At 35.7% G+C, this 25,290-nt stretch carries 25 protein-coding genes; 10 read left to right on the top strand and 15 right to left on the bottom strand.

Annotation, left to right across the window (positions count from 1 at the left end):
• Positions 1–10: 10 nt before the first annotated feature.
• The 3 genes from F1003_RS13800 to F1003_RS13790 are packed head-to-tail and all read left to right on the top strand — an operon-like array spanning position 11 to position 3,181.
• Positions 11–613, top strand: a complete 603-nt coding sequence (locus tag F1003_RS13800) for a SprT-like domain-containing protein (protein ID WP_155090020.1) — start codon at positions 11–13, stop codon at positions 611–613.
• A complete protein-coding gene (locus tag F1003_RS13795; RefSeq protein WP_155090019.1) occupies positions 603–1,685 on the top strand; it encodes a mannose-1-phosphate guanylyltransferase in 1,083 nt (360 codons plus the stop codon). Before F1003_RS13800 ends, F1003_RS13795 begins: the two co-directional genes overlap by 11 nt.
• A gap of 2 nt (positions 1,686–1,687) precedes the next feature.
• Entirely contained in the window at positions 1,688–3,181 is a 1,494-nt protein-coding gene (locus F1003_RS13790) for a DUF389 domain-containing protein (protein ID WP_202913897.1), read from the top strand.
• On the opposite strand, the gene F1003_RS13785 is transcribed toward F1003_RS13790, so the two are convergent.
• Both F1003_RS13785 and F1003_RS13780 read right to left on the bottom strand, forming a co-directional pair.
• Positions 3,182–3,949, bottom strand: coding sequence for an ABC transporter ATP-binding protein (locus tag F1003_RS13785; protein ID WP_155090018.1), 768 nt, complete (start codon positions 3,947–3,949; stop codon positions 3,182–3,184).
• The gene (locus tag F1003_RS13780) at positions 3,949–4,686 is read right to left on the bottom strand and encodes an MlaE family ABC transporter permease (RefSeq protein WP_155090017.1); all 738 of its coding nucleotides are present in this window, start codon (positions 4,684–4,686) and stop codon (positions 3,949–3,951) included. The genes F1003_RS13785 and F1003_RS13780 overlap by 1 nt, the downstream gene beginning before the upstream one ends.
• Before the next feature lie 112 nt (positions 4,687–4,798).
• Here F1003_RS13780 and pafA point away from each other — a divergent pair, with 112 nt between their 5' ends.
• A complete protein-coding gene (gene pafA, locus F1003_RS13775; RefSeq protein WP_155090016.1) occupies positions 4,799–6,466 on the top strand; it encodes an alkaline phosphatase PafA in 1,668 nt (555 codons plus the stop codon).
• Here the strand turns inward: pafA and F1003_RS13770 are convergent.
• From F1003_RS13770 to gcvP, 4 genes are all read right to left on the bottom strand, one after another.
• Positions 6,463–7,311 carry a glycosyltransferase family 2 protein gene (locus F1003_RS13770; protein ID WP_155090046.1) on the bottom strand — a complete coding sequence of 283 codons (849 nt, stop codon included), beginning with the start codon at positions 7,309–7,311 and terminating at the stop codon, positions 6,463–6,465. The genes pafA and F1003_RS13770 overlap by 4 nt on opposite strands.
• Before the next feature lie 74 nt (positions 7,312–7,385).
• Entirely contained in the window at positions 7,386–7,907 is a 522-nt protein-coding gene (locus F1003_RS13765; protein WP_155090015.1) for a class I SAM-dependent methyltransferase, read from the bottom strand.
• Positions 7,908–7,938: 31 nt separating this feature from the next.
• Positions 7,939–8,994: a 3-oxoacyl-ACP synthase III family protein gene (locus tag F1003_RS13760; protein WP_155090014.1), complete on the bottom strand. Its 1,056-nt coding sequence runs from the start codon at positions 8,992–8,994 to the stop codon at positions 7,939–7,941.
• A gap of 106 nt (positions 8,995–9,100) precedes the next feature.
• The gene (gene gcvP, locus F1003_RS13755) at positions 9,101–11,950 is read right to left on the bottom strand and encodes an aminomethyl-transferring glycine dehydrogenase (protein ID WP_155090013.1); all 2,850 of its coding nucleotides are present in this window, start codon (positions 11,948–11,950) and stop codon (positions 9,101–9,103) included.
• Between the two features lie 122 nt (positions 11,951–12,072).
• On the opposite strand from gcvP, the gene F1003_RS13750 reads away from it, so the two are divergent.
• Positions 12,073–12,906 (top strand): UbiA prenyltransferase family protein, encoded by an 834-nt coding sequence (locus F1003_RS13750; RefSeq protein ID WP_155090012.1) that lies wholly within the window; start codon positions 12,073–12,075, stop codon positions 12,904–12,906.
• Here F1003_RS13750 and F1003_RS13745 read toward each other — a convergent pair.
• The 9 genes from F1003_RS13745 to F1003_RS13705 all read right to left on the bottom strand — a co-directional run bounded on the left by F1003_RS13745 (position 12,889) and on the right by F1003_RS13705 (position 20,787).
• Positions 12,889–13,146 (bottom strand): hypothetical protein, encoded by a 258-nt coding sequence (locus F1003_RS13745; protein ID WP_155090011.1) that lies wholly within the window; start codon positions 13,144–13,146, stop codon positions 12,889–12,891. The genes F1003_RS13750 and F1003_RS13745 overlap by 18 nt on opposite strands.
• Positions 13,147–13,185: 39 nt before the next feature.
• The gene (locus tag F1003_RS13740) at positions 13,186–13,740 is read right to left on the bottom strand and encodes a sigma-70 family RNA polymerase sigma factor (RefSeq protein ID WP_155090010.1); all 555 of its coding nucleotides are present in this window, start codon (positions 13,738–13,740) and stop codon (positions 13,186–13,188) included.
• A gap of 67 nt (positions 13,741–13,807) precedes the next feature.
• Positions 13,808–14,686, bottom strand: a complete 879-nt coding sequence (locus F1003_RS13735; RefSeq protein ID WP_155090009.1) for a methyltransferase domain-containing protein — start codon at positions 14,684–14,686, stop codon at positions 13,808–13,810.
• A 3-nt stretch (positions 14,687–14,689) separates the two neighbouring features.
• Positions 14,690–15,127, bottom strand: a complete 438-nt coding sequence (locus F1003_RS13730) for a hypothetical protein (RefSeq protein ID WP_155090008.1) — start codon at positions 15,125–15,127, stop codon at positions 14,690–14,692.
• A gap of 383 nt (positions 15,128–15,510) precedes the next feature.
• Positions 15,511–16,014 carry a GbsR/MarR family transcriptional regulator gene (locus F1003_RS13725; protein WP_155090007.1) on the bottom strand — a complete coding sequence of 168 codons (504 nt, stop codon included), beginning with the start codon at positions 16,012–16,014 and terminating at the stop codon, positions 15,511–15,513.
• Positions 16,015–16,061: 47 nt separating this feature from the next.
• Positions 16,062–16,832 carry a hypothetical protein gene (locus F1003_RS13720; RefSeq protein WP_235898385.1) on the bottom strand — a complete coding sequence of 257 codons (771 nt, stop codon included), beginning with the start codon at positions 16,830–16,832 and terminating at the stop codon, positions 16,062–16,064.
• A gap of 94 nt (positions 16,833–16,926) precedes the next feature.
• Positions 16,927–18,963, bottom strand: a complete 2,037-nt coding sequence (locus F1003_RS13715) for a M3 family metallopeptidase (protein ID WP_155090006.1) — start codon at positions 18,961–18,963, stop codon at positions 16,927–16,929.
• Positions 18,964–19,149: 186 nt separating this feature from the next.
• Complete coding sequence (gene purE, locus F1003_RS13710; RefSeq protein WP_155090005.1) at positions 19,150–19,629, bottom strand: 5-(carboxyamino)imidazole ribonucleotide mutase; 480 nt, start codon at positions 19,627–19,629, stop codon at positions 19,150–19,152.
• A 3-nt stretch (positions 19,630–19,632) separates the two neighbouring features.
• A complete protein-coding gene (locus F1003_RS13705) occupies positions 19,633–20,787 on the bottom strand; it encodes a 5-(carboxyamino)imidazole ribonucleotide synthase (protein ID WP_155090004.1) in 1,155 nt (384 codons plus the stop codon).
• Between the two features lie 154 nt (positions 20,788–20,941).
• Between F1003_RS13705 and F1003_RS13700 the strand changes: the two genes are divergently transcribed.
• The 5 genes from F1003_RS13700 to F1003_RS13680 all read left to right on the top strand — a co-directional run bounded on the left by F1003_RS13700 (position 20,942) and on the right by F1003_RS13680 (position 25,278).
• The gene (locus tag F1003_RS13700) at positions 20,942–22,051 is read left to right on the top strand and encodes an adenylate kinase (protein WP_162306984.1); all 1,110 of its coding nucleotides are present in this window, start codon (positions 20,942–20,944) and stop codon (positions 22,049–22,051) included.
• A gap of 93 nt (positions 22,052–22,144) precedes the next feature.
• Positions 22,145–23,143, top strand: coding sequence for a GTPase ObgE (obgE, locus tag F1003_RS13695; RefSeq protein WP_155090003.1), 999 nt, complete (start codon positions 22,145–22,147; stop codon positions 23,141–23,143).
• An 18-nt stretch (positions 23,144–23,161) separates the two neighbouring features.
• Entirely contained in the window at positions 23,162–23,875 is a 714-nt protein-coding gene (locus tag F1003_RS13690; RefSeq protein WP_155090002.1) for an ion transporter, read from the top strand.
• A gap of 70 nt (positions 23,876–23,945) precedes the next feature.
• Entirely contained in the window at positions 23,946–24,470 is a 525-nt protein-coding gene (locus F1003_RS13685; RefSeq protein WP_155090001.1) for a DUF4136 domain-containing protein, read from the top strand.
• A gap of 79 nt (positions 24,471–24,549) precedes the next feature.
• Entirely contained in the window at positions 24,550–25,278 is a 729-nt protein-coding gene (locus tag F1003_RS13680; RefSeq protein WP_155090000.1) for an SDR family oxidoreductase, read from the top strand.
• Positions 25,279–25,290: the final 12 nt, after the last annotated feature.

Here is a 25,290-nt window from a genome sequence, read left to right as displayed (position 1 = left end):
TTTTGCGTCAATGCGAACACAGCTTTTAGATTTTATACCTACAGAAGCGCAACCACAGGTCGATACCTTATTGGCTGAAGATAATCTTGTCGTTAAAGTTAAGAACGAACGGAAGACTAAACATGGTGACTATAGGCAGTTGCCCAATGGTAAGCATCAAATTACGGTAAATGGTAATTTAAATCCGTATCGTTTTTTAATCACGTTGATTCATGAAATAGCACATTTTGAAGCTTATAACAAATTTGGTCGTTTTATAAAACCACATGGCAAAGAATGGAAGCATACCTTTCAGCATTTAATGTTACCATTTTTACGACCAGAAATCTTTCCAATGGAATTATTACCATTATTGGCAAGCCATTTCAAAAATCCAAAAGCATCGAGCGATACCGACACAAAATTGGCTTATGCTTTAAAACAGTTTGATGAAGGTGAAGACAAAACCTTTGTGTTTGAAGTGCCTATTGGAAAAAATTTCAAATTATATAACGGTAGAATTTTTAAACGTGGCAACCAAAGAAGAAAACGTTTTGAATGTGTAGAAGTTAAAACAGGTAAGTTATATTTGTTTAATCCTAATGCAGAAGTAGAATTATTTGATGAAAAATAAAAATTATTACGCCATACTAATGGCAGGTGGAGTGGGCTCTAGATTTTGGCCTATAAGTACGCAAAACTTTCCGAAGCAGTTCCATGATATGCTGGGTACAGGAGATACCTTGATACAAAAAACCTTTAATCGTCTGGCGAATCTCATTCCAGAAGAAAATATTTTCATTCTAACCAATGAGCGTTATAACGATTTGGTATTTGAGCAATTACCTGGTGTCACTAAACGACAGGTGGTTTTAGAGCCAGCTATGAGGAATACAGCTCCATGCATTCTGTACGCATCTTTAAAAATTCAGAAGGAAAATGAAGATGCCTTAATGATTGTAGCACCTAGTGACCATTGGATTGAGGACGAAGAAGCTTTTTCAAATAATGTAAAAACAGCCTTTGATTTTTGTGAATCTAACGATGCGTTAATGACTTTAGGAATTACACCAACATTTCCAAATACAGGTTATGGCTATATTGAATATGATAAATCTTCAACTTCAGAAATTAAGCCTGTTAGTCAGTTTAGGGAAAAACCAGATTACAACACAGCGAAGTCGTTCTTAGAACAAGGCAATTTCTTATGGAACGCTGGTATTTTTATGTGGAGTGTTAAATCTGTGATTTCTGCTTTTGAAAATAATCAACCTGAATTATTTCAACTATTTGAAAGTGGTTATAGTATCTATAATACTGAGTTTGAAGATGATTTTATAAGAGATAATTATGGTAAGGCTGAAAACATCTCAGTTGATTATGCGTTAATGGAAAAGAGCGATAATGTATATGTAATTCCGGCAACCTTTGATTGGAATGATTTGGGCACTTGGGGAAGTCTTTATGATAAATTGGATAAGGATGAAAACAACAATGCAGTAGTAAATTCTAAAGTCCTGGCGGAAGATGCATCTGGTAATATGATTAGATCTAAAAAGGATAAAATTGTTGTTATTGATGGTTTAAAAGATTATATCATTGTAGATAAAGATGAAGTTTTACTTATCTTTCCTAAGTCTAAAGAGCAAGATATTAAGAAAGTACTCCAAAATGTAAAAGCTAATTTTGGGGAAGAATATGGTTAATTATGAGTGACGAAAATAAATTCAACTTTTCCGAAGATGAGAATTCGCAAATGACGAATGAAATGAACAAGGAAAATGCTGTTGAAGAAAAAAAGGAAGCTGTAAAGAAAGATGCTCAAGGTCTGTTTTCAAGTATTTCTAATTTTCTAAGTGAGCTTTTAGATTTTAGAGATGATACAGATCGTGATGAAACTGTTGCGGCTATAAAGGCAGATATACCTTTTAAAGGTGCAACAGCATGGATATTGGTTTGTTCTATAATGGTAGCTTCCGTTGGATTGAATGCTAACTCTACAGCCGTAGTCATTGGTGCCATGTTAATTTCTCCCTTAATGGGTCCGATATTGGGAGTTGGGCTTTCTATAGCAATAAATGATATTGATACTTTAAAAAAATCGCTGATTAACTTGCTAACAATGATAGTGCTGAGTTTATTGACAGCGTTTTTGTTCTTTTGGTTATTTCCCTTAAGCGAAGATACATCTGAATTAATGGGGCGAACTAGACCAGATATTCGAGATGTGTTGATTGCTTTTTTTGGTGGATTAGCTCTTATCATTGCTAGAACCAAAAGAGGGACTATTGCTTCTGTAATTTTTGGTGTGGCCATTGCTACAGCGTTAATGCCTCCATTATGTACCGCTGGGTATGGTTTGGCAAAAGGTAATTGGGAGTATTTTGGAGGAGCAATGTACCTGTTTGGTATTAATACCATTTTTATTGCATTGGCGACATTTTTAGTGTTGAAGCTATTGCGCTTTCCTATGCTAAAGTATGCTAACTCCAAAAAACGTAAGCGTATTGCAAGGTTGGCTTCGCTTGTAGCAATTATTGTTATGATTCCTGCATTTTGGACATTTTTAACCGTTTTACAAGAAAGTAAATACGAAAGGGACTATAAAAGCTATGTTGAAAATGAAATTGAGACTAATCCCAATCTTTGGTTGCAACGCAAAGTGTTAGATAAGGACAATAAAAGAATAAGTCTCTTTTTTAACGGAGATGTAAGCGATGAAATGATTTCAGATCTTCAGAATGAAAAGCGCAACTATGAAAATCTAGTAGATTTTGACCTTGTTATTAATGCCAACAAAACTAGAAGTGCAGATCGCCTCAATCAATCTTTAGATAGAGCTTATGCTGATTTAGATGAAAAGGATAATATAATTGATGGATTGCAAAAACAAATAATTACCTTAGAAGAAAACATTACCAGCTTAAACCAACTTATTGAGTCGAGTAATACCAATAAAGATGCTATTTCATTCAGCAGTTTGTCACGCGATGCCAAAGTAAGATTCAATGATTTAGAGTTTTTTGGTTATGCCAAAATGTTAGAATCCAAGGATTTTATAAACATAGACACAGTTAATGTTGCGAATGTAAGATGGAAAGTCGCTTTAAATGATAGTATAGTGTTAGCTAAGGAAAGAGCACTGCAAAAATGGCTCAAAGAAGAATTAAAAGTAGATACAGTATATATTAGAAGAAATTAATTACTGATTTTCCTCAATATACATCTTACGCACTTTTTTAAACAGTTCTGAAGAATACACAAAATCAGTCACAACTTCATTATCTGTTCTAAATATGGTTTCTTTTGAGCCTTCCCAAGCTTTAAGACCATCTTTTAAGAAAACGATTTTCTCGCCTATTTCCATAACGGAATTCATATCGTGAGAGTTTATGACTGTAGTGATTTGATATTCGTCTGTGATTTCTTGTATAAGATTATCTATAACTATAGCAGTTTTAGGGTCTAATCCAGAATTAGGTTCGTCACAGAACAAATACTTTGGTTTGTTTACAATAGCTCTGGCAATGGCTACACGCTTTTGCATTCCTCCAGATGCTTCACTGGGCATTTTATGATGGGCATCATCTAAATTAACACGTTTTAAAACAAAATCTACCCGATCTTCCATTTCGCTTTTACTCTGTTTAGTGAACATTCTTAATGGGAACATCACATTTTCTGCAATGGTCATGGAGTCAAAAAGCGCACTGCCTTGAAAGACCATGCCAATTTTTGATCTTAATTCTGTTTTTTCATCGGTACTTAGTTTGCTGAAAACTTTACCATCGTAAGAAATACTGCCTTCTTCATATTCAAATAGGCCAAGTAAGCATTTTAAAAACACCGTTTTACCAGAGCCACTTTGACCAATAATGAGGTTGGTTTTTCCTTTTTCAAAAGAGGTGGAAATGCCCTTTAAAATGTGAGCATCACCAAACGATTTATGTAAGTCCTTAACCTCTATCATTAGCCCAAGAGTAAACTGGTTAGTAAAAAGTTCAATAAAATAATTACAACACTAGTCCAAACAAAAGAGGTAGTACTAGCCTTACCAACTTCAAGTGCTCCACCTTTCATAAAATAGCCATAGAAGGATGGAATCGTAGCTAGGATAAATGCAAAGACCATAGTTTTTATAAAGGCATAGACCATATGAAATGGTATAAAGTCATTTTGCACACCTTCAATATAATTTTCCAATGTTCCATAACCACCATACACACATGCTGCTAAGCCACCTAAAATCCCTAAAAACATAGCAATGGAAATCACGAAAGGATATAATGTTAAAGCAACAAATTTTGGAAATACTAAATAATTAATGGCATTAATTCCCATAACCTCGAGAGCATCTATTTGTTCAGTAACTCTCATAGTGCCTATGCTCGATGTGATAAATGACCCGACTTTACCAGCCATAATAATGGAAATAAAAGTAGGAGCAAATTCTAAAATTATAGATTGGCGCGTAGCAAAACCAACCAGGTATTTTGGAATCAGTGGATTGCTAATGTTTAAGGAGGTTTGTATGGCAACAACTCCGCCAACAAAAAATGCAATAAAAGCAACAATACCCAGAGAACCTATGATAAGATCATCAATGTCTTTAAGAATTAAGGGTTTCATCACAGACCACTTGGTAGGTTTGCGGAAAACATTCTTAATCATTAAAAAGTAAGCGCCAATATTATGGAGGTAACTCATGCAAGAATTTATTATGCTAAAGTATGAAAAAAGATGAGTTTATTAATGTTAATTTAAATTAAGATAGTCTAAAAAACGTATTTTTGAAACTCTAAAGAATGACATAATTATCATGAAAAACATCTTCACAATAATCTTATCAATGACTTTGGTTTTGTCTTGTGGGTCACAAGAAAAGACAATGAATTCAAATGAAGACATAAAAATAAGTGACTCTAATTCTAAACCAAAATTGGTTGTTGGTATTGTTGTGGATCAGATGCGCTATGATTATTTAACTCGTTTTGAATCTAAGTTTGGTGACGGTGGTTTTAAGCGTATGATGCGAGAAGGATTTAATTGTAAGAACAATCACTTTAATTATGTACCTACTTATACTGGGCCAGGGCACGCATCGGTTTTTACTGGCACCACACCAAAATACCATGGAGTGATTGGTAATAATTGGTATGATAAGCAGACGAAAGAAACGGTGTATTGTGCAGGTGATGATAAGGTTGAATCGGTTGGTACAGATCACATGGCAGGTAAAATGTCTCCGCATAGAATGCAAACTACCACATTTGCAGATGAAAACCGTTTATTTACGCAATTACAAGGAAAAACCATAGGTGTTTCATTGAAGGATAGAGGTGCTGTGTTGCCTGCTGGCCATACAGCGAATGCTGCATATTGGTTTCATGGAAGGGACGAAGGGGCTTGGATTACCAGTAGTTTTTATATGCAAGATTTACCAAATTGGGTTAAGGAATTTAATGCTTCTGATATTGCAGAGTCTTACTTTAAAGTTTGGAACACGCTTTATGACATAACTACTTATACCGAAAGCGGTACAGATGACAACACGTTCGAAGGAGGATTTAATGGAAAGGAAAAAGCAACGTTTCCTTATGATTTGCAGGCCTTACGTGAGCACAATCGCAATTTTGAAATCCTTAAAGCAACACCTTATGGCAACAGTTTAACTACAGATTTTGCAATAGCGGCTATAAAAGGTGAGCAATTGGGTGAGGATGATGTTACGGATGTCCTCACACTTAGCTTTTCGAGTACGGACTATGTTGGTCATAATTTTGGGGTAAATTCAAAAGAGGTAGAAGACACTTACATTAGGTTAGATAAAGATTTGGAACGTTTTTTCAATTATCTCGATGAGACAGTTGGAGTGGGAGAGTATACGGTGTTTTTAACAGCTGATCACGGTGCAATAGATGTACCTAACTATTTAAGAAGCTTAAAGATTCCTGCTGGGTATTTAAACAACATGGCGACAAAAACCAGATTCGAAGAATATTTACTGCGCACATTCAATAATTCTGATTTGATTGAAAATGTAAGTAATAATCAAATATTCCTAAATAGAAAACGGATTGATAGTTTGGGACTAAATATTAACACAGTGACCGAGCAATTCGTTAACGAATTAATACAGTATGAACATGTCGATAAAGTATATTCGGCACATACCATGACGACGACGGATTTCACCCAAGGTATAGAAACACTACTTCAAAATGGTTTTAACCAAAAACGCTCTGGTGATATTATTTTAGTGCCAGACCCAGATTATATTTCTTACGGAAAAACAGGTTCCACACATGGCAGCGGATTAAACCACGACACACATGTACCACTTTTATTCTTCGGAAAAGGCATAAAGCATGGTGCCACATTTGAAAAAACGGTAATACCAGATATCGCACCAACAATGTCTGCGTTGTTGGGCATTAGTTTTCCTAACAGTGCAACAGGAAGTGTTTTGGGTTTTGTGATTGATTAGAATAATCTATTAAAAATCCCATCCCAACGGAATTTTCTTATGAATTCCCCTTCATCTTTAGAGACTAAGAATTCCGTTCTATTGGATTTAGCTTTAAAGTAACCTTTCATATAATCCTTAAATAATCCAAAGCTCCTTTTTTTATAGGCGAGTTTTAATGCCGAAATCAATGTAATCCAAAATCCATAACGCATTTTGTACATGGCTTCACCTTGTAAATATTTTGAAGCCTTGTTGTAAGATTTTCCAGTTGGTTTTAAGTGTTTTACTTTTAGCGATTCGTCTGTGAGAATTTCCCAACCGTGATATTTGGCTAATAGCTCATCGACTGTATCCCAACCCATTGAAGGTTTCAGTTGGCCAATCTGTTTAAAACATTCTTTCCTATAAGCTTTAAGTGCACCTCTTATATGGTCCTTGTTGGTTAGATTTTCCAAAACCCAATCTCCATTTTTTTCAATGAAACAGAAACCGGATGCCATACCAAGTTGCCTATTGGCTTTAAAGTGATTTGAAACCACTTCTAGATAATCTTTTGGAAAGATTAAATCAGCATCAAATTTACAGATAATGCCGAAATTGTCATCTAAGGTTTCTAGTCCTTCGTTAAAGGCATGGATAATTTTGGATCCTGGTAGATGCTTATCTGATGAGGTGATGTTGACTAAAGAAATCCAGTTGTATTTTGAAGCAAAATCTTTTACAATATTTTCGGTTTTGTCTGTAGAATTATCATTAACCACCACAACTTGCTTTGGCAATTCAGTTTGCTCCACCAGAGATTGCAAGGTCTTACCAATATAGTCTTCTTCGTTGTGTGCAGGTATGATGATGTAGAAGTCCAAATCCCAATTGCTAAATTTCAAAAATCAAAACTACGCAAACCCATTTGGAATTTAGAGTTTTAGGTTTTGGAATTTTAAAACCTTTCTGCATAGACGATATAATAACGTGGAGTGAACCTCCTAAGAATTGGTCTTATACCAACCTTCTTTACAGGGTTGGTCCATTTTTGTCTATCTTTAATTTCCCAACCTGTTTTTTCTAATAACCAGTCGAGTTGCCAATCTTCAAACTCATGGTAATGTCTATCCCATTTGTCCGTCTTGCTTCTATAAGCAGATGCAAACCATAATCGCAAAGGGACACTTATCACTATTTTGTTGGATTTAATTGATTTCAGAACTTCGTATGGCGACAATAAATGCTCAAATATTTCAAAAGCTGTTACTACGTCTGCTGATGAGTTTTTCAAGGCAGAACGGTTTTCGTCCAGATCTTCTCCTGTTGTATTTTCAACCGAAAAACCTTCAGAAATCAGAATTTCTGAAAAGGGATTTTTAACGCCTAAATCTAAAATAGATTCACAGGTTTTAATATGTTTTTTTAGGAATTGAAGCGTAAGTTTATAACGCTTATTCGGATATGTTTTTTCGTACATGTTATTACCGCGAAAGCGTTATATTTTAAAATCAATACCTATACGTCATAGCATTTATATGCATTCCTGCACCAACGCTAGCAAAGATGATAACGTCACCTTTTTCAATACTATGGTCTTTCATTTTGTTCTTTCTGATAAGGTCAAAAAGTGTTGGCACAGTGGCGACAGAACTGTTACCCAATTTATGGATGCTCATTGGCATAATACCTTCAGGAACTGGTGTTTTGTATAATCTGTAGAATCGCTTTATAATGGCCTCATCCATTTTCTCATTAGCCTGATGAATCAATATTTTCTTAACCTCAGAGATGTCAATACCACTATTATCCAAGCATGTTTTCATGGCGTTAGGAACATTATTCAATGCAAATTCATAAATTTTTCGGCCATGCATTTTAATGTACTTTGTATCCTTGCACAACTCTTGGTTGTTCGATTTTCCGAAGAATAAATAATAAGCCTCGTCGTACGTAAAACTTGCAGTTTCATGGGCCAAAATTCCTTCCTCTTCCGATGCCTCAACAATTGTCGCTCCAGCACCATCTGAATAAATCATAGAATCTCTATCGTGCTTATCTACCACACGAGATAATGTTTCAGAACCGATAACCAAACAACGTTTAGCTATTCCTGCTTTGATAAAAGCTTGTGCCTGTATAACGCCTTCTAACCAACCAGGGCAACCAAAAAGTATATCATATGCAACACACTTAGGGTTTTTGATTCTTAAGCTATGTTTTACTCGAGATGCCAAACAAGGCAGTAAATCACTTTGAATGGTATTGGCTTTTACATCACCAAAATTATGGGCGCAAATAATATAATCTATTTCTTCTGGGTTAACATTAGCGTCGTCAATAGCTTTTTGAGCCGCTAAAAAACCAATATCAGATGAGGTGAGTTGCTCATTTGCATAACGTCTCTCAGCTATACCAGTAATAGCTTTAAACTTATCTACAATGATTTCATTTGGATAGTCGATAGATGTCCCATCTTGATTGAGAAATCTATGCTCATGAAAATCCTCATTCTTCTCTATACTCTTCGGGATATAGCTACCTGTTCCCGTTATTTTAACATTCATAATACCGTGTCTGAAATTATATTTTGCAAATCAACCTACAATTTAACTATATTTTATTTAATAGTTTTTAAAAAATGTTCAATTTTACGATGTTCAACAGCAAAAATTATGCCTCAATAAAATCTTCTATAGGAGCACAACTACACATTAAATTCCTATCACCATAGGCATCATCTACACGTCTAACACTAGGCCAGAACTTATTGTTTTTTACATAGTCTAACGGAAATGCAGCTTCTTGTCTAGTGTATGGCAACAACCATTCATCTGAGGTTAACATATCCATGGTGTGTGGAGCGTTCTTTAACACATTGTTTGGCTCATCTTTAGAGGTACGGTCTATCTCTTTGCGTATTGAGATCATAGCATCACAAAAACGATCCATTTCTGCTTTGCTCTCACTCTCAGTGGGTTCTATCATCATAGTGCCGGCAACTGGGAAAGATACCGTAGGCGCATGGAATCCATAATCCATTAAACGTTTTGCAATATCCGTGACTTCGATACCATTGGCTTTAAATTCTCGGCAATCCACAATCATTTCGTGGGCAGCACGTCCATTTTCACCTGTGTAAAGTGTGTCGTAATAACCTTCTAATCGCTCTTTGATATAGTTGGCATTAAGTATTGCTGCTTCCGTCGCTTTTTTCAAGCCATCAGCTCCAAGCATTGTTATATAACCATAGGAAATTATACATGCTAATGATGAACCGAACGGTGCTGATGAAATAGCGGAAATAGCTTGATGTCCACCAGTTTTTATGATTGGATTTCCTGGTAAAAATGGCACTAACTGCTCTGCAACACAAATTGGTCCAACACCTGGTCCACCACCACCATGTGGAATAGCAAAAGTTTTATGTAAGTTGAGATGACACACATCAGCTCCAATATTTCCTGGATTGGTCAATCCAACTTGGGCGTTCATATTTGCACCATCCATATATACTTGTCCACCATTATCATGAATGATTTGCGTAATTTCTTTTATGGCCGACTCATATACTCCATGTGTTGAAGGATAGGTAACCATTATAGCTGCTAAATTGTCTTTATGCAACTCTGCTTTTTCTCTTAAATCATCAACATCGATATTGCCATTTTCAGATGCTTTGGTCACAACTACTTTCATACCTGCCATTACAGCACTTGCAGGATTTGTACCATGCGCTGATGACGGGATTAAACAAATGTTTCTATGATGGTCACCACGAGATTCATGGTAAGCTCTAATAACCATAAGACCAGCAAACTCACCTTGAGCTCCAGAATTTGGCTGCAATGAGGTGGCTGCAAATCCTGTGATTTCAGTCAACTGATTTTCTAAAGCATTTAGCATTAATTTGTAACCAGCAGCTTGGTCAGCTGGTGCAAAAGGGTGCATATTTCCCCAACTTGGCCAGCTTAATGGTAGCATTTCTGATGCTGCATTAAGCTTCATAGTACAAGACCCAAGCGAAATCATAGAATGATTTAAGGCTAAATCTTTTCGTTCTAATCGCTTTATGTAGCGCATCAATTCTGTTTCGGAATGATAAGAATTGAACACTTCAAAGGTTAGAAAATCGGTCTGTCGTTTCAATTCGCTTGGAATAATATCACCTTCAATGAGTTCAGTAATTTTATCAGTTTTATTTTCGGTAACGATTTCAAAAATTGAAACAATTTCATTTAGATCTTCAATAGTAGTGGTTTCATTAACTGAAATAGTTACAGTGTTACTGTCTGGATAATAAAAGTTGACTTCTTTTTTCTCCGCATAATATTTCACGTTAACAGGATCAGCTTTAACCTGAAGCGTATCAAAATAATGTGAATTGACTTGTTCTACACCAAGACTTTCTAAAGCTTTAGCTAATGTTGAAGCCGTATTTTTTACTTTATCTGCAATAAACTGTAAACCTTTTGGTCCGTGATATACTGCATACATCCCAGCCATAACGGCTAATAATACTTGTGCTGTACAAATATTAGAAGTCGCTTTGTCGCGCTTAATATGTTGTTCTCTGGTTTGTAATGCCATACGCAAGGCTCTGTTGCCATTGGCATCTTTGGTCACACCAATTATACGCCCTGGAACATCTCGTTTATAAGCTTCCTTTGTGGCAAAATAAGCTGCATGTGGACCACCATAACCCATCGGAATACCAAAACGTTGTGTAGTACCAACAACCACATCAGCGCCAAATTTCCCTGGTGCTTCAAGCTTAACCAAGCTTAAAATATCTGCAGCTACGGCAACTTTAATGTTAACGGCATTTGCTTTTTCTATAAAGGACTTTATATCCGTAATCTGACCATTTTTTCCAGGATATTGCAGTAAGGCACCAAAATACTCGTCCGAAAGATTGTATTCGGCTTCATTTCCGATTTCTAATTCAATTCCAATTGGTGTTGCTCTGGTTTCTAACAGATCAATCGTTTGTGGCAAGACCAAATCTGAAACAAAAAACTTATTGACACCAGCTTTTTTCTGGGCTCTGTCCCTCACAGCAAATAGCAAACTCATAGCTTCTGCTGCCGCTGTACTTTCGTCTAAAAGAGAAGCGTTTGCAATTTCCATTCCTGTAAGATCTATGATCATTGTCTGGAAATTTAAAAGCGCCTCCAATCGACCTTGAGCTATTTCAGCTTGATATGGAGTATATGCTGTGTACCATCCAGGATTTTCTAAAATATTACGCTGAATGACTGCTGGCATATTAGAGGGATGATATCCCAGACCTATATAAGACTTATAGACTTTATTGAGTTGAGACAGCTTATTGATATGGTTTAAGTATTCTTGCTCGCTCATGGCAGGCTCTAAATCCAAATCTTTTTCTAAGCGAATTCCTGCAGGAATGGTTTCAGAAACCAATTGGTCCATACTACTCACGCCAATAGTATTTAGCATGTCTTTTTGTTCTTGAGAACTTGGGCCTATATGTCTAAGTGCAAAAGAGGTTGTGTCCATTAAAAAATGTTGTGTTTGTTTAGTTTTGCAAAAATACAGCTTTACCTCTTTTAATTAGTTAATGAAAACTAAAGTTTTTAACGGAAAGCAAGGGTTATTAACACATTGCCTATTTTTGTTTTATGAAGGTTTTAAAAGCCATTGTTGATTTTTATCTTAATAGCAGTATACATGTAGCACTGGCTGTATATGCCTTTACTTGGATAACCTTGTTACAGTTTGGACTGAATTATGATGAAAGTGTGCTTTACTTTGTCTTCTTTGCAACCATTACAGGTTATAACTTTGTAAAATATTTTGGAGTGGCTAAGTTTCACCATAGAAGTTTAGCAGGATGGCTAAAAGCTATTCAGATATTCTCACTTCTTGCATTTGTTGCTATGTGCTATTATGCACTTCAGCTCAATCTAAAAACCTTGATATATTTATCCGTGTTTGGTCTTATTACGTTTTTGTATGCTGTGCCTTTATTGCCTATGAGTTATTTTAGGGACAGCCAGATGAATTTAAGAGAGATTAGTGGGTTGAAAATTTATGTTATAGCTTTGGTTTGGGCGTTTACAACTGTGCTTTTGCCTTTGATTGAATTGGGCGTTGCGATTGATTCTGATGTTATAATAACAACTGTACAGCGCTTTATTTTAGTCATTGTATTAATGTTGCCTTTTGAGATAAGGGACTTGAATTTTGACAGTTTAAAATTGGGAACCATTCCTCAAAAAATAGGAATCAAAAACACAAAAATCACAGGTGTTTTGTTGTTAATGGTGTTTTTCTTTTTAGAGTATTTTAGAGATGAACTGTCAGCAAATGCAATACTTTCTACATTAGTAATGGTATTTGTGACGTTTCTGTTTATGGTGTTTTCCAACAAGCGCCAATCTAAATACTATAGTGCTTTTTGGGTGGAGGGTTTGCCGATTATGTGGCTCGTTATATTATTGGTACTTGGCTAATTCTTCTTCAAACTGTTGTTGAAGCTTACTTCGCTCATCATTTCTTAAATAACTGACTTCAGCCTTTTGTAGTGCTTCAGTTAATTTGTTGTTTTTGCTGGAATAAGCTCTAGTTATACGGCACCAAGAAAGCCTAAGAGCAAGTTTAATTCGCTCCAATGTTGTAGCTTCAGCATATTGTCTTTTGTCACAAATATGCTTTGCTTCCTCACAACTTATAAATAAAAAACTTTTTTTCATTTCTATTCTAGCCTTCCTAAGAGAAGGGTTTATTATATTTTAAAACCATTTTTCTTCCATGCAATCTGCCAAAGCTGTTCTTGCTCTGTGTATGATTACCCAAAGATTAGACGCAGTGATATTTAATTCATTACAAATTGTTTCGGTTTCGTAGCCCAAAATTGTTTTCATTTTAAAAACTTGGGCTTGTTTTTCAGGTAATTTAGACATGCAATCGTAAATGGCATCGCCCAATTCTGAATTTTCCAATCGATCTTCGGCCGTTTTATCAAAAGGGTCTGCAACACGTTCTTCTAGCCAGTCACCCTCAGCATCTGTATGGTTACTATAGCTCATTCTAACTTCTGCCTGGCCTTTTTTAGAATTTATTTTGCGATAGTAATCAATGATCTTACGCTTTAAAATTGAAATTAGCCAAGTGCGTTCAGTAGCCTCACCCTTAAAGTTTTTCATGGCCTTGAGTCCTGCCAAAAATGTTTCAGAAACCAGATCTTGAGCAATCTCTCTATTGTTAACTCGTGAAATCGTGTAGTTAAAGAGATAGTCAGAATAAAGTTTTATCCAGTTATTGGGATCTAGTTTATGATTAGTCATTTAAAATATCATTGCAAGACCAAAAATAGGATAAAATATTAACTTCTAATATAAGCCAACTTATTAATTAGCTTTTGGTAGCACTGATGATATAATACCCGAAACTTCTCATATGAAGGCCAGATAGCAAGGCGTAAAATGACCCTTTTAGATTATGGAAACTTTCTTGCTTTAATCTTTTAAAGTTAAAGAGCTTTTTTAAGATAAATCCTGTAATGGCAAAAGGAACGTGCAAAACTGAAGGTGCAACCTTAAATGAAACGTTTTCTACTTTAATGTCAATAAAGCCTAGTGCTTCTAGTTTTTCTCTTATGTAGCCATGTGTTTCTAATTTTTCTAAGCTCCAATGGCTACATAGTTTTTTATAAGCGTATTTGCCACCTCTACACAGCTTAGATTGATCTTTTTTCAAGAAAGCATCTGCAATGACAAAGCGTCCGCCAGGTTTTAAAATACGATATGCTTCCTTTAATGATTTATAATCATGACCAGAATGACATAAACTTTCTATAGCGACCGCTGAATTAAACGTGTTGGATTGAAATGATGTATGGTTATAGTTTTCTTTGAGTATAATTCCGTTTTTGCCTTTAAGAAGTTCATTACCTTGTTTCACCTGAAAATCGGAAAGTGTTATTCCATAAGCAATGATATTTTTGTATTGCTTTAGGGCATGTCTCATTGTGGCTCCCATGCCGCAGCCCATATCAACCAAACGGGTCTTGGATTTACCAATATGTAAGCGTTTAAGTACTTGACTATTCATTTCATTGAGCATAGAATCACGTTTAAACGGATTGGTTTTAAACGGGATAAAATACCCAAAGTGCATATTGTAATCGTTGCTCCAGAATTCGTAGTCTTCGGTAGCTTCGTTGTAGAAATCTACCATTTCTATTTTGTTCTGTTCAGAATCCGTTGTGTATGTAATTGATTGTACTTTCATGATTTAAATGATTTCGTAAATGTTATATAGCAGTAGCCATGTATAAACTACAGCGAATAGTGTAAATAGAAAGTTCATGAAATAGCTTCCAATTTTAAAGATAACTTTTTGAGGTATTTCATACATGGGATAATAGGCAATCTGGGTAGCTACTTTTCCCACCCAATAAGCTGCAATGAGACCTGTTATCGCAATAGCCAAATTTGTTCCATTTTTTAAATCAGATGGAATAATCATAGCAATTAGACCAAAAGAGAAATTAAGCCCTTGTATGTATCTACCATAGGTTTTAGCGATTTCTTGATTCAATGGTTTTAATTGTTTAACATCATTATACCAATCAAAAACCTTATGTCTTATGTAAGGATAAATAAGCGCTGTGAATATTTGACCGCATCCACCAAGAATAATAAGCCAATTAGGAATATCTGTTTTCATCATTAATATTTTTTAAATTATTTAATAACCAAACAAAATAGATAGCAATAGACATTGGAATAACTATAATACTTAACCACCAAAAATCGTTGAGCTGGATTTCTGATAACCAGGCAATTCCATAAAGAGATACCAAGATCCAGTATATTAAAAATTGCTTTTTATGGTTATCTTTAAACTTCTTCCATATGAAAAAAAGTCCTATTGCGCTTATAACTTGAATTCCACCTAATACAATTTGAGCATATAGTCCAAAAAAGAAGGTTAGGTAAAGGATTAGGTTTATAATTAAACATATCTTGTTAAATTGGTACAATAACTTCATAATTCTATTGTTTTTAAACTTTCAGAAAAAATTGAAAGTTTGATTTAAAAAAATATATTGACTACTTCATCAGTTTAAAAACCGATTTTGTTAGCCAATTTTGTTTTTGATTTACAAGCTTATTCATCAGTGTGTCCAAATCATCTGTCAGTTCTCTTAAAGCTTTAGTTTGTTTTATCAATTCTTTGGTGTTTGCTGTACCGTCATCTTTAATGGAAGAGACTTCGTCCAAAACTTTTATCACGGGTTTTATTTCTCTTCGGCTTCGCTCTTTGGCAACGATACGTGCCAACTCTTGGACGTCTTTTTCTGTAGTAAAATATTCTCTGCGCTCACCAGACACCAGGACTTTGGTTACAATTCCCCAATCCATGAGTTGTCTTAAATTCATGCTGGTATTACCACGCGAAATTTTAAGATCCTCCATAATGTCTTCCATAGACAGAGGTTTTCTGGAAATAAAAAGCAAGGCCTGTATCTGTGCCATGGCTTTGTTTATGCCCCAAAGTGAGCCTAAACTTCCCCAAGTACTTATGAATTTTTCTTTTGCCTCTTTATATTCCATAATACAAATATACAATAATTTTTAAACTTTCAATAATTATTGAAAGTTTATTTTATTTGTAAATGAATATGATCATCATGTCTTACGGCTTGGCAGCCATGAAATCTAACTCTAGTTTCATTCTCTAAGCCTAAAGATTGCTTCAAGTAGGGTTCAATAAATACTTTTTGAGTTTCAGAATGAGAGGATAGGGTTTGTATTAATGATCGAGTAGATTTAGAATCAAATTGTAAATCGTTATGTAATCCAAATGCTAAATACTTTGGGAAATCATATTGCCAATATCCTTTTTCTAAACAGCTTTGAGATATTCTGTTATTAGAACTTACATAAGTGCCATAACCCAAGAATGATGGTTTTTTATTGGTTTTTGTCCCATCTTCATTGGTATATTGAAAACTTAAATCAACTTTTCTACCATCGTCATGACTTAGATGAGGTAGCAGTGGAAAACCATCTAAGAACGGAAAATTAGCATCGAGATATGTTATTTGTATTCCACTTGACTTAGAACTTTTCAAAAGTAAGTCTCGTAACTCTGGATTCACATAGTTCCTGAATGCTAAAGGATAAAACCAATTTCTAGGTGCTAGATTGTCATTGAACCAAGGAAGTTGTACTCTCCCGAAAAGCGAAGCCACAGGTGGTACAATGATGAGGTTGCATATTAAATACAGACTAAGAAATACATAACGTTTCTTCTTTTTGAATTTTATAGCAATGACAAGAGATATTAGCCATATAATTCCACCAACTTGAGTAAGGACGGTCAGTATCAAAACAATAGTTAAATGACCAAGAAATTTTACAAGCTTCATAGATAGATAACGAACAAACTAATCACTTATTTCTTTAGATTAGTACGTTTCGTCTAGACTTTGGCGTCAAATTCTAGCAAATTTTTTCTAAAATTTACCGCTTCTCAATCAATCCAGCACGTCTTAATAAAGCATCTGGTTGTGGTTCTTTTCCTCTGAATTTTTTATACAACACCATAGGGTTTTCTGTACCTCCTTGCGATAAAACAAAAGACTTGAATTTTTCTGCAACCGTTTTGCTAAAGATGCCTTCCTCCTTAAAATACTCAAAGGCATCTGCATCCAAAACTTCTGCCCACTTATAACTGTAATACCCAGAAGAATAACCTCCCTGAAAGATATGTGCAAAAGCGGTGCTCATACAATTCTCGCCAACATCTGGATAAAGTTTTGTGCCTTCAAAAGCCTTTAGTTCATGTTGTTTTACATCACTGATACTTGAAGGGTCGATACCATGCCAAGCCATGTCCAGTAATCCAAAACTAATCTGTCTTAAGGTCTGCATACCTTCATGAAAGGTAGACGAGGCCTTAATCTTTTCAATCAGATCCATCGGAATAACCTCTCCGGTTTCATAATGGGTGGCAAATAGTTTTAGCGACTCTTCCTCGTAACACCAGTTTTCTAAAACCTGACTAGGTAATTCCACAAAATCCCAATACACATTGGTGCCAGATAAACTCGGATATGTTGTGTTTGCCAACATACCATGTAAAGCATGACCAAATTCATGGAATAAAGTTGTTACCTCATTAAAGGTTAATAAAGATGGCTTGCTTTTGGTAGGTTTTGTAAAGTTACAGACGATAGAGACGTGAGGCCTTTCATTCTCACCGTTTTTTACCATCTGTGGTTTGTAGGACGTCATCCAAGCTCCGTTGCGCTTACCAGCTCTTGGGAAAAAGTCGGCATAAAAAATGGATACCAATTGGCCTTCACTATCAGTCACTTTATATGTGAGAACATCCTCGTGATATTTGTCTATGGTTTTGATGTCTTCAAACTGCAATCCATATAATTTTTCGGCAACGATAAACGCACCATTGATGACGTTTTCAAGTTTAAAATAAGGCTTCAATTTTTCATCATTCAAATCGAATAATTTTTGTTTCAATTTTTCAGAATAGTAAGCCGAATCCCATTTTTGAAGTTGATCTATGTGGTCTAAATCTTTAGCAAAACTTTCAAGTTTTTTGAATTCGTTTTCTGCTGCAGGTTTTGCCTTTTCCAATAATTCTTCTAAAAACGCATTGACTTTTTCAGGTGTTTCCGCCATGCGCTCTTCAAGTACAAAATGCGCATGGGTTTTATAGCCCAAAAGTTGTGCACGCTCAAAACGAAGATTCGCAATTCGCAATACAATATCTTGATTGTCCAATTCGTCATTATGAAAACCTTTGCTGCCAAACGCCTTTGATAGTTTTTCTCGCAACTCACGATTATCTGCATAGGTCATAAACGGAATGTAGCTCGGATAATCTAAAGTAATCAGCCAACCGTCTTTACCTTTAGATTCAGCCAATTGCTTTGCGGCTTCTTTTGCACCATCTGGCAATCCTGAAACTTTAGATTCATCTGTAAGGTGCATTTCAAATTTGTTGGTTTCAGCTAAAATGTGCTCTCCGAACTTTAGTTTCAACTGACTTAATTCTTTGTCTATGGCACGCAATTTTTCCTTTTTGTCTTTGGGTAGATTCGCACCATTTCTTGAAAAACCTTTATATTTTTTATCGAGAAGTGTCTCTTGCTCTGTGGTTAAATCTAAATTTGATTTTGAATCATAAACCGCTTTAACGCGTTTGAATAAATCTTCATTTAAAGTTATGTCATTACTAAATTCTGAAAGTAGAGGTGATACCTCTTGTGCGATCTTTTGAATTTTATCGTTGGTTTCAGCTGAATTCAAATTGAAAAAAATGCTCGAAATTCGGTCTAATTCCTCACCAGAATAATCTAAGGCTTCAATGGTGTTTTCAAATGTTGGATTTGCTTCATTGATAACAATAGCATCAATTTCTGATTTGGCTTTTTTAATAGCTTTTTTAAAAGCAGGAAGATAGTCTTCGTCTTTTATTTTTGAAAAAGGTGCAGAATTATATTTGGTGCCAAATGGCTGATTTAGAATAGTCATATTGTGAAATGTCTAATTTTTCTTACTTATCTAATTGATTATCTGAATTTTAACGCATATTTAAGAACGTAATAATAGATTAAGACCTTAAGTTTGGTTATTTTTGCAGCATATTTTCAGAGTGATAATGGTTTACTCTGAGAAATTGGTTAATAGCTTAAAGCCTCGACTCCGGTTGAGGCTTTTTTAGAGGTCTTTGGCAGAATCTATTACCTTGGCTTTTAACCCCTCTTTATAGACCATGATTTTGTCTAAAATACATTGGTCTGAGCTACCTAGAATCTGCGCTGCTAAAATCCCAGCGTTCTTTGCTCCATTTAGAGCTACGGTAGCTACAGGAACTCCACCAGGCATTTGCAAAATGGAAAGCACCGAATCCCATCCATCAATTGAATTACTACTTTTTACAGGAACACCAATTACAGGCAAAGGTGATAGAGAAGCGACCATTCCTGGTAAATGTGCAGCTCCACCAGCACCAGCAACAATCACTTTTATACCTCTGGTATGGGCATTTTTGCCATAGTCAAATAACTTATCTGGTGTACGATGTGCTGAAACGATATCGACCTCCACTTCAATATCAAAACCTTTTAAAATATCTATAGCGTCTTGCATCACTGGCAAATCGCTTTTACTTCCCATTATTACGCCTACTTTACTCATGATTTATTCACTGATTACTTCAATTGTTCGTTTTACCTTTTCTGCCACTTCACGTGCTTTTGCAATATCTTTATCAACTATTGTAACATGACCCATCTTTCGGAAAGGTCTTGTTTGTTTTTTTCCATAGATATGAGGTGTTACTCCAGCCATCGCCATAATGTCTTCAATATTTTTGTAAAGTACATTTCCTGTATGACCTTCAGCACCTACTAGATTGACCATAACTCCAGCGACTTTGCTTTCCGTGTTGCCTAATGGTAATCCTAAAACACATCTAAGATGCTGTTCAAACTGGTCTGTATAACTAGCTTCAATACTATAGTGACCAGAGTTATGAGGTCTTGGCGCTACTTCATTAACCAGAATTTCATCATCTTCGGTTTGAAACATTTCAACAGCCAACAGCCCAACATGCTTAAAGGCAGATGCAACTTTTAAAGCTACAAATTCTGCTTTTTTGGCAATAGCGTCAGGAATACGAGCTGGGCAAATGACATATTCTACCTGATTGGCTTCAGGATGAAACTCCATCTCAACCACAGGATAGGTTTTTAAATGCCCTTCTGTATTTCTGGCAACAATAACAGCCAATTCATTTTTAAACGGAATCAACTTCTCTGCTATACATTCCACATTTGGCAAATCAACCAAATCCTTAGCGTGTCTAATAACTTTAACACCTTGACCATCATAGCCAAATCGTGCACTTTTCCATACAAAAGGATAACTTAATCCTCCATTATCCACAGCATCTTCAATTTCTGAAGGATGAGCGAATCTCGAAAAATCTGCTGTCGGAATATTATGATCGCGATAAAATAATTTTTGAGTCGCTTTATTTTGAATGGTTCTTAATGTCTTTGAAGCTGGAAAAACCTTTACACCTTCATCTTCGAGTGTTTCTAAAGCATCAACGTTAACGTTTTCAATTTCGATGGTAAGGACATCGACATTTTTTCCGAAGTTAATCACAGTGTCATAATCCATGAGATCACCTACTGTAAACTCATCACAAGCCAATCTCGAAGGTGCCTCTTTGCTTGGGTCTAACACACAGGTGTAAATATCAAATTTACGTGTGTTGTATAGTATCATTTTGCCCAATTGGCCACCACCAAGAATACCTAATTTAAAGTTTGAAGAAAAGTAATTCATATTTATTCTCCGAATACTTGGAGAGCTTTAAAAATTCAATATTTATTCGTTACAAAAATACATTAAATATGAGACATGCATTTAAATTCGTATTTCAAAAAATCGTCAATCCTCAATCATTTGATTATCTTTGCATTTCTAAAATAATTAGGCTGTGATAAAGCTTCACGATTTATACTTTAAACCTTTTATCTCTGAGCAAGAAATTGATGCTGCGGTAGATAAAATGGTGGATGCTATTTCTACAGACTTAGGAGACGAGATGCCAGTTTTTGTGGGTATTTTAAATGGGTCATTTATGTTTGTGAGTGATTTTGTAAAGAAGTATCCAAAACCTTGTGAAGTCACATTTATTAAGTTGGCATCTTACGAAGGAGTTAAATCCACTGAAGATATCCAAAGATTGATTGGGTTAACCCAAGATTTAACAGGCAGAACCGTCGTTATTTTAGAAGACATCATAGATTCAGGTAAGACGCTAGAGGAAGTCCACCGCATTTTCAAAAATGAGAATGTAAAAGAACTGTTAATAGCCACCTTGTTTTACAAGCCAGAAGCTTATGATAAGGATTTTAAACTTCAGTATGTAGGTATTGAAATTCCGAATAAATTCATTGTCGGTTACGGACTCGATTACAATGGACTGGGAAGGGATTTGCCAGACGTATATCAATTAAAAACAACACAACACATGACGAACATCGTGCTATTTGGACCTCCAGGTGCAGGAAAAGGGACACAAGCTAATTTCTTAAAGGAAAAGTATGATTTAATACACATTTCTACAGGAGATGTCTTTAGATTTAATATCAAAAATGAGACGGCCTTAGGTATGTTAGCAAAGTCTTATATGGATAAGGGGGAATTGGTTCCAGATCAGGTGACTATTGATATGCTGAATAAAGAGGTTGAAAAAAATGCCGGTGCCAAAGGTTTTATTTTTGATGGTTTCCCAAGAACCAACGCACAAGCTAAAGCGTTAGATGAGTTGATGGATTCAAAAGATTCTCAAATCAATGCTATGGTAGCTTTAGAGGTTGATGATGAGGTTTTGGTAGAACGCTTGTTAAAACGAGGCGAAACTAGTGGAAGAGCTGACGATGCTGATGAAAGCATTATCAGAAACCGGATCAAGGAATACTACAACAAAACGGCGATATTAAAAGACTACTATTCAGATCAAGATAAATACTTTGGTGTTGATGGAGTAGGAAGTATTGAGGATATTACAGAACGTTTAAGTACCGTTCTTGATAAACTCTAGTTAATGCGTTTATTCGTTTATTTGATAAAGTGAAATGTTTCGAAGTTTCTTCTCAAATAAACGACACAACGAATAAACAATTAAACGTATTAGATGACTGAAGGAAATTTTGTAGACTACGTAAAAATGCACGTCTCTTCCGGTAATGGAGGTAAAGGCTCTACGCATTTACATCGCGAAAAATATATCGCAAAAGGCGGACCAGATGGTGGAGATGGTGGTCGTGGTGGCCATGTCATTATAAAAGGAAACTCTAACCTTTGGACACTCATTCACTTAAAATTTAAGCGCCACATTAAAGCTGGCCATGGTGAACATGGTAGTTCTGGAAGAAGTACAGGCGCAGATGGAGAAGACGCAATTGTAGAAGTGCCACTAGGAACGGTTATAAGAGACACCGAAACCAACGACATACTTTTTGAAATTACTGAAGACGGTGAGGAAAAAATAGTCGCTGAAGGTGGTAAAGGTGGTCGAGGAAATTGGCATTTTAAAAGTTCGACCAATCAAACTCCACGTTATGCACAGCCAGGTATTCCACAACAAGAAAGAAATATCACTTTAGAGCTTAAGGTATTAGCTGATGTTGGTTTGGTGGGATTTCCAAATGCAGGAAAATCGACATTATTGTCGGTATTAACTGCAGCGAAACCTAAGATTGCAGACTATGAGTTTACGACTTTAAAACCAAATTTAGGTATTGTAGAGTATCGCGATTTTCAATCGTTTGTAATGGCCGATATTCCTGGTATTATTGAAGGAGCAGCAGAAGGTAAAGGCCTTGGCTACTACTTTTTAAGACATATAGAACGGAACTCCATTCTATTGTTTTTGATTCCTGCAGATGCTAAGGATATAGTTGAGCAGTATGAAATTTTGGTCGATGAACTTAGACGATATAATCCTGAGATGTTGGATAAGGAGCGTTTTGTCTGCATATCAAAATCCGATATGTTGGACGAAGAACTCAAATCTGAAATTTCCACTATATTAGACAAAGATTTAGAAAGTGATTATATGTTTATCTCTTCTGTAGCACAGCAAGGATTAACCGAATTAAAAGATAAACTTTGGAAAATGTTGAATGACTAAACTCTCATTTGCGCTTCAATGAAAGAAACCGTCAAAAGCATCGTAGAATATAACGACAATAAGCTCAGTAAGAGCTTTGCGGTTTTTATTCAGGTGTTGATTGTTTTATCGGTTATCACATTTTCTATTGAAACCTTACCCAACTTAAAACCGCAGACTAAAGTTATACTCAACTCTATTGAGATATTTTGTGTCATTGTATTTACGCTTGAATATTTAGCCAGAATCTACGTAGCAGATAACAAACCAAAGTTTATTTTCAGCTTTTTTGGTCTAATAGATTTCTTCGCCATACTGCCATTCTATCTGTCATTTGGTGTGGATTTGCGCTCGTTGCGAGTATTACGAATGTTCAGATTGTTTAGACTTTTAAAATTGGTGCGCTACAATAAGGCTATGCGTCATTTTACCAAAGCAATGATTTTGGCAAAAGAACAGATTGTCCTTTTTATGGGTGTCACTTTGGTCTTAATATATTTTGCGGCCATTGGGATCTATTATTTTGAAAACGAAGCACAACCAGAGCATTTTTCATCTATTTTCGATAGCCTTTGGTGGTCTATCGTCACCTTGACTACAGTAGGATATGGTGATGTATATCCTATTACGGTTGGAGGTCGAGTCTTTACCTTTATTATTCTCCTTATTGGCTTAGGCATTGTTGCTATACCTACCGGAATCATTTCTTCCTCATTGACCAAAGTTGTTGAGCCTAATTCTGATGAAGAATAGTTAAAGTGTACCTTTCTGTTTTGCCGTGCTTGATGCTGAATCTATTTTTCGTTATCTTTAAAATAAAAAAATGAAAGCTTTCAAGTTTATTATTCTAGCCTTGTTATTTACTTCCTGTGGAACAACCTTTGTCAACTACGACTACGAAACATCCACAGACTTTACGCAATACAAAACCTACGACTATTTTGATGATATGCGGACGGGTTTAAGCAAGTTTGATAGTATTCGTATCATAAGTACTATAGATACTAAATTGTCCACAATGGGTCTGAAACGATCCGACAACCCAGATTTTTATATCGATATTCAAAGTAGGGAGTTGATGAACCGAAATAGCCCTAATGTTGGTGTTGGTGTCGGTGGAGGTAGAGGCGGAGGCTTTGGAGGTGTTTCTGTTGGAGTGCCTTTAAACGCTAACAAATACACAAGAGAGATCACCATCGATTTTGTAGATAAAAACCAAAACGAAAGACTTTTTTGGCAAGCCGTTAGTGAGAGTACTTACAAAGGAAACGCTTCAGTTGAAAAACGCGAAGCTACTTTGGCTAAATTGGTAGATAAAATTTTTGAGGGTTATCCGCCTAAAGAATAACTTTATCATTTCCCTAACATTTTAAACTTCAGGTTTCCTCATTGGTTTCGTAATTTTGAATGAAATCAAAAAAATAAACATGGACAATTTAAAAGGAAAAGTAGCACTCATTACAGGTGGTACAAAAGGTATAGGATATGGTGTGGCAGAAGCTTTGCTCAATCAAGGCTTAAAAGTAGTTATAACCAGTAGGAGCAAAGATGCAGCAGACGAAGTTGTAGAAGAATTAGCTTCAAAAACCAATAGTACAGGATCAATCATTGGAGTTCAAGCAGATGTGAGGCAACTGGATAGCCAAGAAGAAGCGGTTAATCAAGCCTTAAAGACCTTTGGGCAATTGGATATTGTTATTGCCAATGCTGGTCTTGGCCATTTTGGAAGTATAGAGGATTTAACTTCAGAGCAATGGAACCAAGTGATAGACACCAATCTTACAGGTGTTTTTAATTCCATAAAGGCCAGTGTCGATGCACTTAAAAACTCGAAAGGTTATTACATCACCATTTCAAGTTTGGCAGGTACAAATTTCTTTGCTGGTGGCTCTGCTTATAATGCGAGTAAATTTGGAGTAACCGGATTTACGCAAGCGGTAATGTTGGATTTGCGTAAGTATGGAGTTAAAGTGAGTACCATTATGCCAGGTTCTGTTTCTACACACTTTAATGGTAATGAACCTAGCGATAAAGATGCGTGGAAAATTCAGATTGAAGATATCGGTGAACTTGTTATCGATTTATTAAAAATGAATCCGAGAACCTTACCTAGTAAAATTGAAGTGCGTCCAACGACGCCTCCTAGTAGTAAATAACATATTTCTGTC

It is taken from the genome of Winogradskyella ouciana, from assembly GCF_009709615.1.
In the GTDB taxonomy this organism is placed as follows: Bacteria; Bacteroidota; Bacteroidia; order Flavobacteriales; family Flavobacteriaceae; genus Winogradskyella; species Winogradskyella ouciana.
The sequence above is the reverse complement of the archived record's forward strand: the minus strand, read 5'-3'. Positions and strand labels throughout refer to the sequence as shown.

Bases quoted from the DNA above. Each gene is read 5' to 3' on its own strand.
- purE (WP_155090005.1), bottom strand. From the start codon at position 19,629: ATGAGTAAAGTAGGCGTAATAATGGGAAGTAAAAGCGATTTGCCAGTG.
- F1003_RS13790 (WP_202913897.1), top strand. From the start codon at position 1,688: ATGAGTGACGAAAATAAATTCAACTTTTCCGAAGATGAGAATTCGCAA.
- pafA (WP_155090016.1), top strand. From the start codon at position 4,799: ATGAAAAACATCTTCACAATAATCTTATCAATGACTTTGGTTTTGTCT.
- F1003_RS13765 (WP_155090015.1), bottom strand. From the start codon at position 7,907: ATGTACGAAAAAACATATCCGAATAAGCGTTATAAACTTACGCTTCAA.
- F1003_RS13690 (WP_155090002.1), top strand. From the start codon at position 23,162: ATGAAAGAAACCGTCAAAAGCATCGTAGAATATAACGACAATAAGCTC.
- F1003_RS13745 (WP_155090011.1), bottom strand. From the start codon at position 13,146: ATGAAAAAAAGTTTTTTATTTATAAGTTGTGAGGAAGCAAAGCATATT.
- F1003_RS13685 (WP_155090001.1), top strand. From the start codon at position 23,946: ATGAAAGCTTTCAAGTTTATTATTCTAGCCTTGTTATTTACTTCCTGT.
- F1003_RS13760 (WP_155090014.1), bottom strand. From the start codon at position 8,994: ATGAATGTTAAAATAACGGGAACAGGTAGCTATATCCCGAAGAGTATA.
- F1003_RS13725 (WP_155090007.1), bottom strand. From the start codon at position 16,014: ATGGAATATAAAGAGGCAAAAGAAAAATTCATAAGTACTTGGGGAAGT.
- F1003_RS13720 (WP_235898385.1), bottom strand. From the start codon at position 16,832: ATGAAGCTTGTAAAATTTCTTGGTCATTTAACTATTGTTTTGATACTG.
- obgE (WP_155090003.1), top strand. From the start codon at position 22,145: ATGACTGAAGGAAATTTTGTAGACTACGTAAAAATGCACGTCTCTTCC.
- F1003_RS13800 (WP_155090020.1), top strand. From the start codon at position 11: ATGCGAACACAGCTTTTAGATTTTATACCTACAGAAGCGCAACCACAG.
- F1003_RS13705 (WP_155090004.1), bottom strand. From the start codon at position 20,787: ATGAATTACTTTTCTTCAAACTTTAAATTAGGTATTCTTGGTGGTGGC.
- F1003_RS13680 (WP_155090000.1), top strand. From the start codon at position 24,550: ATGGACAATTTAAAAGGAAAAGTAGCACTCATTACAGGTGGTACAAAA.
- F1003_RS13785 (WP_155090018.1), bottom strand. From the start codon at position 3,949: ATGATAGAGGTTAAGGACTTACATAAATCGTTTGGTGATGCTCACATT.
- gcvP (WP_155090013.1), bottom strand. From the start codon at position 11,950: ATGGACACAACCTCTTTTGCACTTAGACATATAGGCCCAAGTTCTCAA.
- F1003_RS13750 (WP_155090012.1), top strand. From the start codon at position 12,073: ATGAAGGTTTTAAAAGCCATTGTTGATTTTTATCTTAATAGCAGTATA.
- F1003_RS13740 (WP_155090010.1), bottom strand. From the start codon at position 13,740: ATGACTAATCATAAACTAGATCCCAATAACTGGATAAAACTTTATTCT.
- F1003_RS13780 (WP_155090017.1), bottom strand. From the start codon at position 4,686: ATGAGTTACCTCCATAATATTGGCGCTTACTTTTTAATGATTAAGAAT.
- F1003_RS13795 (WP_155090019.1), top strand. From the start codon at position 603: ATGAAAAATAAAAATTATTACGCCATACTAATGGCAGGTGGAGTGGGC.
- F1003_RS13730 (WP_155090008.1), bottom strand. From the start codon at position 15,127: ATGATGAAAACAGATATTCCTAATTGGCTTATTATTCTTGGTGGATGC.
- F1003_RS13735 (WP_155090009.1), bottom strand. From the start codon at position 14,686: ATGAAAGTACAATCAATTACATACACAACGGATTCTGAACAGAACAAA.
- F1003_RS13715 (WP_155090006.1), bottom strand. From the start codon at position 18,963: ATGACTATTCTAAATCAGCCATTTGGCACCAAATATAATTCTGCACCT.